Raw genomic sequence first — 13,003 nt, 5'->3', positions numbered from 1 at the left:
CACACTTATCGGCTGTTAGTTTTTAAAGATCGATCCGCTCACGTCGCGCCGCCCGCTTCAACCACCCGGCACCGCTTCGTTCTGCGTCGCTGCATCAGCAGCAGAGAAACGAGATTATGAAGATCGAATGACAGGTCGTCAACCCCCATCTGCGAATTTTCTTTTGCACGGACCCCAATCGGCCAAAAAATGTTCGCCCTCTATATAGAGGGATAGGCACATCGGCCAAGGAACGCTGCTGTGTGAAGATCAAGAAGTTGGTCTATAGTCGGGAGTCTGCCGTCTTGTCACGCGTGGTCGTTGTTGTCGCAAACATTGCTTGCACTCCACCTGCCGCTCGCTACAGGCGAACAGGAACGGACCTGCGACAACAGTGCGCGACGAATTGCTGCGCACAATGCGCGCAAAGGCGCAAGCTCGTATATAATGCGAGCCGCGCGAATTTCGCACATTTCTATCGGCCCGCTCCAAGCGGGCTCATCTTTTTGCTCCCCAGAGCACACAGTCATATAACCGCGTTGAGTCACTCAGGTGATGTTGAGCCATGCTCGAAACGCCTGACGGTCGCGTCTTGCGTCTCATAGCGAAGCCTCTCGAGGAGAATACGTGAACCCTTTTGATCGCGAAGATTCGCAACACGAAACCGCAGCCTACACGAAGGCTCCGTCGGGCCGTACGCCGAAGGGCAAAGGCGCGGGCAAAGCGATCCCCGTGGCGGCCGAACTGCCGCCGCAGCAAGCCGAAGAACGTCAGCGCCAGATGCGCGCGCTGATCCAGCTGGGCAAGGAGCAAGGCTACCTGACCCACGCGCAGATCAATGACCACCTGCCCGACAACTTCGCGCAAACGGCGGCCATCGACAGCATTGTCAGCGCGTTCAACGACATGGGCGTGCAGGTTTACGAGCAAGCCCCCGACGCTGAAACGCTGCTGCTGAACTCGAACGCACCCTCAGTCGTTTCGGACGATCAGGCGGACGAAGAGACTGAAGTCGCGCTGTCTACTGTGGATTCGGAGTTCGGCCGCACCACGGACCCCGTGCGCATGTACATGCGCGAAATGGGCGCAACCGAGCTGCTCACGCGCGCGGGCGAAATCGCCATCGCGAAGCGCATTGAAGACGGTCTTCACGAAATGGTGCAGGCCATCGCCGCGTGCCCGCTCGCGATCTCGGCGATTCTGGCAAGCGCCCAGCAGGTTGCCGACGGCGAGTTGCGCATCGACGAACTGGTTGACGGCCTGAACGAAGAAAATGTCGCGGCGGAAGAAGAGAGCATGAGCGCCGACGCGGCATCCGACGTCGACTCGGACACCGACGAAGACGACGACAGCGACAGCGACGACGACGACGCAGGCCCGGCCGATTCGTCCGCGGCAGACGAAGCGCGCCTGAAGCAGCTCACGAGCGACTGCCTCGAAATCTTCGCGCAGGTCGGAATGCTGTACGACCAGATGAACGCGTCGCACACGCGCGGCGACGTCAGCTCGAAGGCGTATCAAAAGGCGCGCGAGGACATCCAGCAGCATCTCGCGAAAATCCGCTTCACGGCGCGCACCATCGACCGTCTGTGCGGCGACGTGCAACATCAGGTCGCGCAGGTTCGCGCGATCGAGCGCAACATTCTGCAAATCGTCGTGACAAAGAGCGGCATGCCGCGCGAGAAGTTCATCGAGTCGTTCGCGGGTCATGAAGCCGACCTCGGCTGGACCGAGCGCGCGGCACGGGGCGCGACGTCGTACGGCGCGGCGCTCGAGCGCCACTTGCCGGCCATTCAGTCCGAACAGCAAAAGCTGATCGACATCGAAGCCACCGTTTCGCTGCCGCTCAAGCATCTGAAAGAGATCAACCGCCAGATGGTCGCGGCCGAGTCCAAGATGCGCAAGGCCAAGAGCGAAATGATCGAGGCGAATCTGCGTCTCGTCATTTCGATCGCGAAGAAGTACGTGAATCGCGGCATGCTGTTCCTCGACCTGATCCAGGAAGGCAACATCGGTTTGATGAAAGCGGTGGACAAGTTCGAATACCGCCGCGGCTGGAAGTTTTCCACGTACGCCACGTGGTGGGTTCGCCAAGCCGTGACGCGTTCGCTCGCCGACCAGGCGCGCACGATCCGCGTGCCGGTGCACATGATCGAAACGATCAACAAGCTGAACCGCATTTCGCGCGAGATTCTGCAGCAGACCGGTCAGGAAGCGCATCCTTCCGTGCTGGCTGAACGTATGGATCTGTCGGAAGAGAAAGTGCGCGGCATTCTGAAGATCGCCAAGCAGCCGGTGTCGATGGAAACGCCTGTTGGCGACGACGGCGACGCCACGCTCGGCGACATGATCGAAGATTCCGCGGCTTCGTCGCCGTCCGACGCGGCGATGCAAGCCGACTTGCGCGCCGCCATCGACGACGCGCTGGATTCGCTCTCGCCGCGCGAAGCAAAAGTGCTGCGTATGCGCTACGGCATCAACACGAAGTCGGACCACACGCTGGAAGAAGTGGGCAAGCAGTTCGACGTCACGCGTGAACGCATTCGCCAGATCGAAAGCAAGGCCATGCGCAAGCTGATGCATCCGAGCCGTGCCGATCGACTGAAGTCGTTCCTCGACCGCTAAGTTAGCGCGTCTTTCTCCGCTTCATCGCGCTTGCCGTGCACGACGCACGGCAAGCGCATCCCACCGCAAGTCCTCCCGCCTCATCAAATAAGCAGCGAGATGATCCCGCCAAGGGTGATGCCCGCCGCCAGCCAACGCCCCGCCGTATAGAAGGCATTGCGATCTTCGTGCGGCTGGTCCGGGCGTTCGAGCCCGAGCGTGCCATACGCAAACGACTTCACCGCCGAAGGGTCCGCGGCCGATGCGCCCTCGCTTGCGGAATCCGCCGTGTTTGTGCCGTCGACTGAACTTCCATCCTGAGCCGCCGCCGCGGCGCCTCGAGTAGAAATTTGCACGGCGTCATTCTGTTCGGACGCATTCGAGACATTCGGCGCGCCGGAACCCGCAGCCGTCGCAGCGTTTTCCTTGATGGACGATGTCAAAGCGTTCTTCGTCGCGCGATCAGTTGCTTGTAGTGTTGACGGCGACGCGCTGTCGATTTGCATGGCAAGCTCCGTTCATTGCTTCAAGGCGTTCGGCGCAGAGCCGGTTACAGGAGCTATCGACCGTGACGCATCGAAACTTGAACGACGGTAAGGGACGGTAAGCGCACGACTCGCAGCCGAATGAGTTCGGGCCAGGCCGCGCGAGTCTTGTCCACAGAAACCGTTCATAAGCCTGTGGACAACCTGCGCAAGAGTCGCTCAACTCCATGAACGCGCAGCGTTTTCATCCTCTGCACGCGGCGCGCCGCACGCGTATCCGGATCATAAAATGCACGCTGCACGGCGAAAAAATTGCAATGCAAGAGTCGGAGTGCGCGGCGTGAAAGGCGCGCTTACACTCAATTATCGTTCGATGACCGTTGAGGAAGACACGCATGAACACGCTGGCGAAAGACCCACGCACGCCGCAATCGCCGAAGCCCAAGCCGAAGCTCGATCTGGCGCGGCGCATCGAGGCAATCGACTGGTTCAATGTAGAAGAAGAGCTGAACGGCTATGGTTGCGCGATGTTGCACGGCCTCATGAGCGCGCACGAATGCGACGCGCTCACCGCGCTCTATCCGCGCGAGGCGCTGTTCCGCAGCCGCGTCGTGATGGCGCGGCATGGCTTTGGCCGCGGCGAATACCAATACTTTGCGTATCCGCTGCCCGCGTTGATCGCGGACTTGCGCCGCGAGCTTTATCCGCGTCTCGTGCCGGTGGCGAACCGGTGGAACGAGGTGATGGGAATCGACATTCGCTATCCACAGGAGCACGCCGAATTTATCGAGCGCTGTCACGCTGCCGGCCAGACGCGTCCGACACCGTTGATCCTGCAATACGCCACCGACGACTACAACTGCCTGCATCAGGATCTTTACGGCGAACACGTGTTTCCGCTGCAGGTTGCGATTTTGCTGTCGGAACCCGGCGAAGATTTTACGGGCGGTGAGTTCGTGATGACGGAGCAGCGTCCGCGTATGCAATCTCGCGCGGAAGTCGTGCCGCTACGCAAGGGCGATGCCGTGGTGTTCGCCGTGCATCATCGGCCGGTGCAGGGATCGCGCGGGGCTTATCGCGTGAATTTGCGGCATGGCGTGAGTCGGTTGAGATCGGGGGAACGGCATACCCTCGGCATCATTTTTCACGACGCGAGCTGAGGTTTTTTCCGGGCGATGAAGCGACGGGGATAAGGCAGGAGTTATCAACACATTTTGTTCACAAGCCTGTGGACAACCGCCCCAAAACCACGCCAACTACTTGACGCGACTGGTTTATCTCTCGTTGCGCAGCGCCGCAACGAACTGTGCGGCGGCGCTCACAAAACAAGCGCCGCCAACATTAAACCGACCGCGCCGCCGCGCGAGCCGTCAAACGCGCCGACTCGCCCCGCTCGACCAGCGCGCCGAACAGAAGCCCGATCGTCAACCACATGATCGCCTGCATGCCGAGCGCCGCCACGCGGAATTTCCAGAGCAGCGCGGCAGGAAAGGCGGCCGGCACTTCGTCGATAACCGGCATCGAAATCTGAACCGCCGCAATGACCGCGACAAACACCAGCCCCGCCACGATCGAGCCGTTCCATGCGCCGAGCTTCATCGCTGCCCGACGTCGAACCTTCAGCGAAAAAACCAGCGTCGCGAGGGAAATCGCGATCATCAGAAAGAAGAGACCCGTGCGCATTCCGATCGTTTCCGGGTCGCCGACCGCAGGTGGATTCGCCGGATACTTGATGTTCGGAACGATCACGAGCGCGACGAAAGCGCCCAGCGCAAGCCACGCCGACAACGCGCGCGCGCTCATCGCGCCCACTCGCCCGTACGCGTACGCAAAGACCAGCGAGAACAGTCCGCCGAACGCCGCGCCGTATGCCACGACGCCGGTCAGCAAGCCCCATCCGGCCTGTACATCGCGGCTGACGAGTGCCTCCTCGTGTGCGTGTTCCTCCTGCGCGCCCGCATGATCATGCCCATGCGTCGCACCGCTCGCGACATCGGCTTTTTCTTCGAAGGCGATCGCCCGATCGACCTGCGGCTCGCCTGCCACGCGCGCGAACGCGAACGTGAGCAGTCCCGCGGCGATGCCTGCAAGCATGCCGCGCAACAATAATCTACCGACCATGTTCTGCTCCGTTAGTGGCAGGGAAAGCCGAGCAGATGGCGGCCGTCGTGCACGAACTCATGCACGTACATGCCAGGCACCAGAGAAGTCGCGCCCTGTTCCGCGCCGACGAAATACAGCGCGAGCAACAGCAGCAATCCGCCGAAAACGGCCCAAGGCAGCAGCTCACGCAGCGGAATCGGCGTGGGTTGAATGGCCGGCTGGCGGACGGGATCGAAAACAGCTTCAGTCATGATGGACATCTCCTGGGGTAACGCGCCCCGTAGTCGATTACAAAGGAATGGTGCGAAGCTCAGGTCTGGCTTTCGGCACATGCTGCCGATTACAGTGGCGCGACCGCGCCGGGCTCTCACCGGCTTCCGCGCTTCGCAGTGCGGCTATTCTACGCGCTAAACTTCGGCGCCCGCGTTTCGCGACCGCACACGCAGTTTTCAGGGGAAGTGACGAATGAATCTACGGCTGTCGCTCATCAGCCATGCACCGACCGCCGCGATGCGCGCGGGCCGCATTCCCGCCGACGATCCGCTCGACGCGCGCGGCCTGACCGACGCGCAGGCCGCGCGCGCCCATTTGCCCCTTGCCGGCGATGCGCTCGCCTTCGTGAGTCCGGCCCTTTGCGCGCGCGACACGGCATCGGCGCTCGGCTTCACGGCAACCGTGGAACCCGGTCTCGCGGATCTCGATTACGGCGCCTGGCGCGGACTGCGCCTGGCGGACCTCGCCGCCGACATGCCCGACGAACTGTCCGCGTGGACGCGCGATCCCGAAGCCGCGCCTCACGGCGGCGAGTCGTTCGGTCAACTCGTGAAGCGCATCGGCGAATGGCTCGACGCGCTCAATGTCGCGCCGGGCCACGCGACGAATCACACGCGCGACATCGTCGCCGTCACGCATGCGCCGGTGATGCGCGCGGCGATCGTGCATGTATTGGGCGCATCGCCGGCCATCTACTCACGCATTGAAATCGCACCGCTCGCCGTCGTGACGCTCCAGCGCTCGCAGCGGCGCGGCTGGACATGGCAGCCGTCGTCGCGCTGACATCGAGTCCGCGCTTTGAACACGCGCTACTTCCCCGTCACTGACAAACGCAGCTTGCCCGAACCGGCAGGCATCAACGTAATGTCCGTGCGCTTGCCTCGCGCGCCCAGATAAAAATGCTGACGTCCCGGCGAATTCTGATCGTGCGTCGCGTCCGGCAAACACGAAGCGATATCGGCCGCGACGGCTTGCAACGCATCGGCTGTCGAGCCCGAATCGCGATGCGGCGTCCACATGCATTGATAGCTTCCACGTGACGACCCGCATTGCGCGTCGTCACCGTAGGGCTCGGCGACGCCTTTGCCGTCGTCCGGTGTCAGCGCGGCCAGCCCGTTCGGCGCGGCAGCCACGATCCGTTTGAGCGACGCGCAAGGGCTCGGCGAATCGTCCGCACTGGCGGAACACGGCGCGAGGCCGCAGAACGCCGCAACAGCGAGCGCGGCGACAAGTGGCTTGTGGGTTCTCATGGCGGCACGTCCTCGAAAAGTGGCACACGTGTTCCCTTATTGCACGTTTGATGCCGCGGCTCGTCTGCATGCTGCTTCGCTGACTGGGCGTCAGGCACACAACTTGCGTCCCCGCGATACCGGCTGATCGATCTGTCAGCCCGCTCATCCACGCGATAACTACATCATGTCAAACGACGCCGCCAGTCACGCCCCAACCCGTCTGCACTCGGGAATCGAGGGGATCGATAATATTCTGGGAGGCGGTCTCACGCCCCAACGCATGTACCTCGTGGAAGGAGCGCCAGGCACGGGTAAAACGACCCTCGCCTTGCAATTTTTACTCAAGGGCGTCGACGAAGGGCAGGTGGGTTTGTACGTGACGCTGTCCGAGACGCGTGACGAACTGATCGCGGTCGCCGAGAGCCACGGCTGGGACATCAGCGGTTTCAAGGTTCTCGAACTCCTTTCCGACGAAGGCCTCGACCCGCAATTCGAGCAGACCGTGCTGCATCCCGCCGAAGTCGAACTGGGCGAGACAGTGCGCAACGTGATCGCGCAGGTGGATGAAGTCAAACCCACGCGCATCGTGCTCGACAGCCTCTCCGAGTTGCGCCTGCTGTCGCAGAATCCGCTGCGCTACCGGCGTCAGATTCTCGCGCTCAAACGCTATTTCGCCACGCGCGAGTGCACGGTGCTGCTGCTCGACGACAACACGTCCGATCCGTCCGACATTCAATTGCACAGCATCGCGCACGGCGTGATCTCGCTCGACAACGTCGTGCACGACTACGGCGGCAACCGGCGGCGCGTGCGCATTGCCAAGATGCGCGGCATCAAGTTTCGCGAGGGCTATCACGACATCACGCTCGACACGGGCGGCATCCGTGTCTATCCGCGCCTCGTCGCGGCCGAACATCATGCGGAATTCGACACGCAGGCGCTGAGCACCGGCACGTCGGGCCTCGACGCACTGCTCGGCGGCGGCCTCATTCCCGGCACCAATGTACTGATGGTCGGGCCGTCGGGCGTTGGCAAAACGACGACCGTGGTCTCCTGCCTGATCGCGGCACTGGAGCGAGGCGAGCGCTGCGTCTACTACGTCTTCGACGAAACGCTCGTCACCCTGATCGCGCGCTGCGTGACTGTCGGCCTGAATCTCGCGCCTTACGTCGAAAACGGACTTCTCACGCTGCGTCAAATCGATCCCGCCGAAATCTCGCCAGGCGAATTCGCAAGCGACGTGCGCGTTTCCGTTGAGAACAAGGGCGTGAAATATGTCGCGATCGACAGTCTGAATGCCTATCTGCAAGCCATGCCCGGCGAGCGCTTTCTGCTCCTGCAGATGCACGAACTGCTCGGCTATCTCAACCAGCAAGGCGTGCTGACGATGCTCGTGCTCGGGCAGCACGGCGTCATTGGCGAGATTCAAAGCGATATCGATATCAGCTACCTGAGCGATGTCGTCATCCTGTTCCGCTACTTCGAGCACCACGGCGAAGTGCTCACCGCCGTGACTGCCGTGAAGAGCCGCGCCAACGCGCATGAACGCTCGATTCGCCAGTTCCGCCTCACGAGTGAGGGCGTCGAGGTCGGCGAAGCACTGCGCGACTTCGAAGGCGTGCTGTCCGGGCTGCCGTCCTACCGCGGCGGCACCGCGCTGCTCGGCGCGCAGGACCACGTCATCGACACGTCGCGGCAGTAGCGTGATGGAGCAGCGCGTCCTCATTCTCGCGCCGTTTGGCCGCGACGCCGATGTCATCGCCGAGGTTCTGCACAAGGATCAGCGCGACTGCGTGACCTGCGGCGACGCCCAGGTGCTCGCCGAATCGCTCGATGCCGGCGCGGGCAGCGCGCTGATCGCCGAAGAAGCGCTCGCGGACGGACACGCGGCGCGTCTCTTCGATTGGCTCGAACAGCAGCCGGCGTGGTCCGACTTCCCGTTCATCCTCCTTGCGGGATCGCGCATCGTGCATCGTTCGGCGCGTGGACTCGAAGTGCTCGAACGGCTCGGCAACGTCGTCGTGCTCGAACGGCCGCTCAACTCGGAGACGCTGCGACGCGCGGTGGCGTCGGCGCTGCGGGCGCGCGCGCGGCAGTATGAATCGCGCCGCCATCTCGCGGAACGGATCGAGGCGCAAGCCGCGTTAGTCCAGCTAAACGATTCGCTCGAAAGCCGGATTACCGAGCGCACGCAAGAACTGGCCTCGGCCAACAACCGCCTGATGATGGAAATCCACGAGCGCGCCAAAGTGCAGGCCGTGCTCGTGCAATCGCAGAAGATGGAAGCGCTCGGGCAACTCACCGGCGGTATCGCGCATGACTTCAACAATCTGCTGAACGTCATCATGGTCAACGCGGAATTGATCGCGCGGGTCGGCGCCGACGAGCGCATTCGCGGCATGGCCGCCACCGTCAAGCGCGCGACCGAACGCGGCGCGAAGCTCACCGGCCAGTTGCTGACCTTCTCGCGCAACAGCAACCTCGATCTGAAAGCCGTCGATGTCATCGCGTTGCTGCAAGGCATGCGCGACATCATCACCGTGTCGCTCGGCTCGGGCATCGGCTACACGAACAACTTCGAAAGCGACGAGTTGTGGACGCAGGCCGACGCGAATCAGCTGGAACTCGCCGTGCTCAATCTCGCGATCAACGCACGCGACGCGATGCCCGGCGGCGGCCAGTTGAGCATTCGCGCGAGGAAGCGTGCGGCGCCCGATCAGACGCTCGCGGACGGCGACTATGTCGTGATCGAAGTCACCGATACAGGCGCGGGTGTACCGCCCGATGTCGTGTCGCGCGTGTTCGATCCGTTCTTCACGACGAAGCCGATCGGCAAAGGAACGGGACTCGGCCTGAGTCAGGTCTACGGCATCGCGCGGCAAGCGGGCGGTACCGCGCGCCTCTTCAGCGAGGAAGGCGCCGGCACCACGGTCGAAATCTGGTTGCCGTTGCGCGACCGCGTGGCGTCGCGAGCCGCGCAAGCTTCCGATGCGGAAACCCAGGCTGTCGGCGAAAAACGCGTGCTCGTCATTGAAGACGACGCCGAAGTTCGCGCCATGCTCGTCGAGTCGCTGAAAATGCTCGGCTATGACGTGACGGAAGCCGCGGACGGACACGCGGGCCTGAAGCGCTTACAGAACGACAACCCCGACCTGCTGATGGTCGATTTCGCGATGCCCGGCATGAACGGCATCGACGTCATCGCGGAGGCGCGCAAGATGCGCAAGGATCTGCCGGTGATTCTCGCAACCGGCTATGCCGACGTCGATATTTCCGGCCTCGCAGTGGAGCGCTGCTCCATCCTGCGCAAACCTTTTCAGCTCGACGACCTGGCGCGCACGGTCAGGCTCGGGCTCGCAGCCTGACACGCATCGGCGGCAAGGTTGGACCGGCAATCCAAAATCGATAGTTTGCTAACGATTGTTTGGATACAATACCGGCCATGACGAATCTCGACGCCCTGCGCCGCAAAGTAAGCGGCACGCTGGTGATCGCCGCCAGAAAGTGGCGGCGCACGAGTCATGGCGTTCTCTCCGCGTTCAATGTGTCCGAAGCATGCGCCACGCCGCTCCTCACCGCGAGCCGGCTTGGCTCGGCGGTGCGTCAGGTCACGCTCGCGGAATACATCGGCATCGAAGGGCCTTCGCTGGTGCGGCTGCTCGATCAGCTCTGCGCCGCCGGCCTGATGCGCCGCGACGAAGACCCCGAAGACAAGCGCGCCAAAACGGTCCTGCTGACCGAAGAAGGCCGCGCCGTCACCGCGCAAATGGAAGAAGAACTCATCACGCTGCGCGCGCAGGCTTTGAAAGGCGTCTCACGCAGCGACCTCGAAGCCACGTTGCGCGTGCTCACCGCATTCACCGCGAATTCCGCCGAACGCGCCGACGAACCCCAACCCGCCAGATCGGCCGCGTCGTCGAAAAGCGCTACACGTATCACCGCGTCGCGCAGCAGCAAAGGTTCGGCGTAACGCGTCATGAACTATCCCTCCGTTCGCGACTGGCTCTTCTCGGTCAAGACCTTCGCCGCCGCAATGCTGGCGCTTTATCTCGGGCTCAAGTTCGAATTGCCGCGCCCGTATTGGGCAATGGCGACGGTCTATATCGTGTCGAACCCGTTTGTCGGCGCGACGCGTTCCAAGGCGATCTATCGCGCGCTCGGCACCATGCTCGGCGCGTCGGCGGCCGTGCTGCTCGTGCCGCCCTTTGTCGAATCGCCGTTTCTATTCAGCGTGATCCTCGCGGCGTGGATCGGCACGCTGTTATATCTGGCCGTGTCGGACCGCACGGCGCGCAGCTATGTGTTTCTGCTCGCGAGCTACACCATGCCGATCATCGCGCTGCCCGCCGTCACGAATCCGGCCGGCGTATTCGACCTCGCGGTGAGCCGCACAGAAGAAATCACGCTGGGCATTGTGTGCGCGAGCATTGTCGGCAGCGTGCTGTTTCCGAGCCGGCTCGCGCCGACCATCATCGAGCGGACCGATGCATGGTTTCGCGACGCCGCATTCTATTCGACGGAAACGCTGTCGGGCCGCATCGCGGGCGCGGCGATTTCCGGCGCCCGTCAGCGGCTCGCGGCCACCATCAACGGTCTGGAGTTGTTGCTGAGCCAACTCGCTTACGACCACACACGCCCCGACATTCTCACGCGCGCGCACGAGCTTCGCGGACGTATGCAGTTGCTGCTGCCGCTGATGTCCGCGCTCGCCGATCCGCTGATCGCGCTCTACAACAGCGGCAGTCACAAGTGGCCCGAAGGCCTCGAGGCGCTGCTCGCCGATGTCGTGAAGTGGTTCAACGAGCCGCTGCCCGCCGCGAGCGAGGGCTATCATCCCGACGCTGGCGCGAACGCGCTGCGCGAGCGCATTGCCGCGATGCAGCCGCCGCCCGCCGCGCTCGCCACATGGGACGGCGCGCTGCTGTCGAGCGCACTGTGGCGCATGAAACAGGTGATCGACGTATGGCAGGACTGCCGCTCGCTGCGCATCATCATCACGCGTGAAGAAGGCTTCTGGCGGCCGCGTTTTCGTCATTGGCGGCTCGGAGGCACCGAGCGCTTCTACGATCGCGGCATGATGCTGTTCTCGACCGGCACGACCGCGGCCGGCGTGATTCTCGCGTGCAGTCTGTGGATCACGTCGGGTTGGGCGGACGGCGCGAGCGCCGTGACACTCGCCGCGGTGGCCTGCTGCTTTTTCGCCGCGCTCGACGAACCGGCGCCCATGGTGTTCCGCTTCTTCGTGGCGACAGCGGTCAGCGTGGTCGCGGCAGGCGTCTATCTATTCGCCGTGTTGCCGCACGTGCACGACTTCCCGATGCTCGTGATTTTGTTCGCCGCGCCGTTCATTCTCGTCGGCACGCTGATTCCGCGCCCGCAGTTCAACATGGCCACGGTGCTCGTCGCCGTGAACACCGCCACGTTCATCAGCATTCAGAACGCGTACGACGCCAACTTCCTGACCTTCGTGAACAGCAATCTCGCGGGCCTCGCGGGGCTGCTCTACGCGTATCTGTGGACGCGCGTCACGCGCCCATTCGGCGCCGAACTCGCGGCGGCGCGCCTGTTGCGCTCCAGTTGGACCGACGTGGCGTTGACCGCCTCCACGCGGCCCATCGAAGACCCGCGCAACCTGGCCGCCCGCATGCTCGACCGCCTGATGCAATTGATCCCGCGTCTTGGCGCGACCGACGACCATCGTCATCCGTCCATCGAAAGTTTTCGTGATCTGCGCGTCGCCTTCAATTCCATCGATCTGCGCCGCCTCACGCGCAAGCTCGGCGGCGAGGCGCCGTCCGCCATCGAGCACGTGCTCGACGGCGTGCGTGCCTATTATGAAAGCTGCGTGGACCGTCACGCGCGCGAACCGGCGCCCGACAGCCTGATGTCCTCGATCGATTCCGCCGTGGCACGCGTCGCCGCGCAAGGCGTGGCCAATGCCGACACGCCCGGCCCGACCGCGCAGACTTCGGCGCGCCACTTGCGCGACGCGCTGCACGCGCTAATGGGCTTGCGTCTTTCGCTGTTTCCGGCCACGCTCCAGACGTCGAAGCCGCCCGCTTCGGAGGCCAGTGCCTGATGCGCCGTTCAACACTTTTGCCTTGTTCCAGCGATGATCGGTGAAATAGATATCTTCGGCGTGTTCGTGCCGGCCGTGCTCGTGCTGATGCTGGTCGCGTATCTGATCAACCTCGCGATCCGCACGGTGCTCGCGCGCGTCGGCTTTTACCGCTTCGTGTGGCATCGTTCGATCTTCGATCTCGGCATCTATGTGCTGGTGCTGGGCCTTGTCGTCGTCGTTTCGCACAGTCTCGTTTCGTGAAATCA

Annotated in this window: 12 protein-coding genes and 1 riboswitch; of the genes, 8 read left to right on the top strand and 4 right to left on the bottom strand. The window is 63.1% G+C overall.

The features are described from left to right. Window positions 1-606: 606 nt before the first annotated feature. Window positions 607-2,604 (top strand): RNA polymerase sigma factor RpoD, encoded by a 1,998-nt coding sequence (gene rpoD, locus VOM14_RS29515; protein WP_327632259.1) that lies wholly within the window; start codon window positions 607-609, stop codon window positions 2,602-2,604. Between the two features lie 83 nt (window positions 2,605-2,687). Here the strand turns inward: rpoD and VOM14_RS29510 are convergent, their stop codons facing one another. After that, window positions 2,688-3,089: a hypothetical protein gene (locus VOM14_RS29510; RefSeq protein WP_327632258.1), complete on the bottom strand. Its 402-nt coding sequence runs from the start codon at window positions 3,087-3,089 to the stop codon at window positions 2,688-2,690. A gap of 374 nt (window positions 3,090-3,463) precedes the next feature. Between VOM14_RS29510 and VOM14_RS29505 the strand changes: the two genes are divergently transcribed. Beyond that, window positions 3,464-4,228: a 2OG-Fe(II) oxygenase gene (locus tag VOM14_RS29505; protein ID WP_327632257.1), complete on the top strand. Its 765-nt coding sequence runs from the start codon at window positions 3,464-3,466 to the stop codon at window positions 4,226-4,228. A gap of 181 nt (window positions 4,229-4,409) precedes the next feature. On the opposite strand, the gene VOM14_RS29500 is transcribed toward VOM14_RS29505, so the two are convergent. After that, a complete protein-coding gene (locus VOM14_RS29500; protein WP_327632256.1) occupies window positions 4,410-5,189 on the bottom strand; it encodes a CbtA family protein in 780 nt (259 codons plus the stop codon). An 11-nt stretch (window positions 5,190-5,200) separates the two neighbouring features. Continuing rightward, a complete protein-coding gene (locus tag VOM14_RS29495; RefSeq protein WP_327632255.1) occupies window positions 5,201-5,422 on the bottom strand; it encodes a CbtB domain-containing protein in 222 nt (73 codons plus the stop codon). Window positions 5,423-5,473: 51 nt separating this feature from the next. Continuing rightward, a riboswitch (adenosylcobalamin (AdoCbl) riboswitch) is annotated at window positions 5,474-5,560 on the bottom strand. A 76-nt stretch (window positions 5,561-5,636) separates the two neighbouring features. Here VOM14_RS29495 and VOM14_RS29490 point away from each other — a divergent pair. Beyond that, window positions 5,637-6,227, top strand: a complete 591-nt coding sequence (locus tag VOM14_RS29490; RefSeq protein ID WP_327632254.1) for a histidine phosphatase family protein — start codon at window positions 5,637-5,639, stop codon at window positions 6,225-6,227. 26 nt (window positions 6,228-6,253) lie between these two features. Here the strand turns inward: VOM14_RS29490 and VOM14_RS29485 are convergent, their stop codons facing one another. Next, the gene (locus tag VOM14_RS29485; protein WP_327632253.1) at window positions 6,254-6,694 is read right to left on the bottom strand and encodes a hypothetical protein; all 441 of its coding nucleotides are present in this window, start codon (window positions 6,692-6,694) and stop codon (window positions 6,254-6,256) included. A 166-nt stretch (window positions 6,695-6,860) separates the two neighbouring features. On the opposite strand from VOM14_RS29485, the gene VOM14_RS29480 reads away from it, so the two are divergent. The 5 genes from VOM14_RS29480 (at window position 6,861) to VOM14_RS29460 (ending at window position 12,998) form a co-directional block, all read left to right on the top strand. Further along, window positions 6,861-8,378, top strand: a complete 1,518-nt coding sequence (locus VOM14_RS29480; RefSeq protein WP_327632252.1) for an ATPase domain-containing protein — start codon at window positions 6,861-6,863, stop codon at window positions 8,376-8,378. Window positions 8,379-8,382: 4 nt separating this feature from the next. Beyond that, on the top strand, window positions 8,383-10,041 hold the full coding sequence (locus VOM14_RS29475; protein ID WP_327632251.1) for an ATP-binding protein: 1,659 nt from the start codon (window positions 8,383-8,385) through the stop codon (window positions 10,039-10,041). Between the two features lie 77 nt (window positions 10,042-10,118). Beyond that, window positions 10,119-10,646 (top strand): MarR family winged helix-turn-helix transcriptional regulator, encoded by a 528-nt coding sequence (locus VOM14_RS29470; RefSeq protein ID WP_327632250.1) that lies wholly within the window; start codon window positions 10,119-10,121, stop codon window positions 10,644-10,646. 6 nt (window positions 10,647-10,652) lie between these two features. After that, complete coding sequence (locus tag VOM14_RS29465) at window positions 10,653-12,755, top strand: FUSC family protein (RefSeq protein WP_327632249.1); 2,103 nt, start codon at window positions 10,653-10,655, stop codon at window positions 12,753-12,755. A gap of 33 nt (window positions 12,756-12,788) precedes the next feature. Next, window positions 12,789-12,998 (top strand): DUF1656 domain-containing protein, encoded by a 210-nt coding sequence (locus VOM14_RS29460; protein WP_327632248.1) that lies wholly within the window; start codon window positions 12,789-12,791, stop codon window positions 12,996-12,998. Window positions 12,999-13,003: the final 5 nt, after the last annotated feature.

Origin of the sequence: Paraburkholderia sp. MPAMCS5 (assembly GCF_036016995.1) — a bacterium.
Taxonomy (GTDB): domain Bacteria; phylum Pseudomonadota; class Gammaproteobacteria; order Burkholderiales; family Burkholderiaceae; genus Paraburkholderia.
This window is presented reverse-complemented; position numbering and strand designations above follow the sequence as displayed.

What these genes read in the sequence shown, in the direction of transcription:
- VOM14_RS29510 (WP_327632258.1), bottom strand. Translation starts at nt 3,089, where the DNA reads ATGCAAATCGACAGCGCGTCGCCGTCAACACTACAAGCAACTGATCGC.
- VOM14_RS29505 (WP_327632257.1), top strand. Translation starts at nt 3,464, where the DNA reads ATGAACACGCTGGCGAAAGACCCACGCACGCCGCAATCGCCGAAGCCC.
- VOM14_RS29500 (WP_327632256.1), bottom strand. Translation starts at nt 5,189, where the DNA reads ATGGTCGGTAGATTATTGTTGCGCGGCATGCTTGCAGGCATCGCCGCG.
- VOM14_RS29495 (WP_327632255.1), bottom strand. Translation starts at nt 5,422, where the DNA reads ATGACTGAAGCTGTTTTCGATCCCGTCCGCCAGCCGGCCATTCAACCC.
- VOM14_RS29490 (WP_327632254.1), top strand. Translation starts at nt 5,637, where the DNA reads ATGAATCTACGGCTGTCGCTCATCAGCCATGCACCGACCGCCGCGATG.
- VOM14_RS29485 (WP_327632253.1), bottom strand. Translation starts at nt 6,694, where the DNA reads ATGAGAACCCACAAGCCACTTGTCGCCGCGCTCGCTGTTGCGGCGTTC.
- VOM14_RS29480 (WP_327632252.1), top strand. Translation starts at nt 6,861, where the DNA reads ATGTCAAACGACGCCGCCAGTCACGCCCCAACCCGTCTGCACTCGGGA.
- VOM14_RS29475 (WP_327632251.1), top strand. Translation starts at nt 8,383, where the DNA reads ATGGAGCAGCGCGTCCTCATTCTCGCGCCGTTTGGCCGCGACGCCGAT.
- VOM14_RS29470 (WP_327632250.1), top strand. Translation starts at nt 10,119, where the DNA reads ATGACGAATCTCGACGCCCTGCGCCGCAAAGTAAGCGGCACGCTGGTG.
- VOM14_RS29465 (WP_327632249.1), top strand. Translation starts at nt 10,653, where the DNA reads ATGAACTATCCCTCCGTTCGCGACTGGCTCTTCTCGGTCAAGACCTTC.
- VOM14_RS29460 (WP_327632248.1), top strand. Translation starts at nt 12,789, where the DNA reads ATGATCGGTGAAATAGATATCTTCGGCGTGTTCGTGCCGGCCGTGCTC.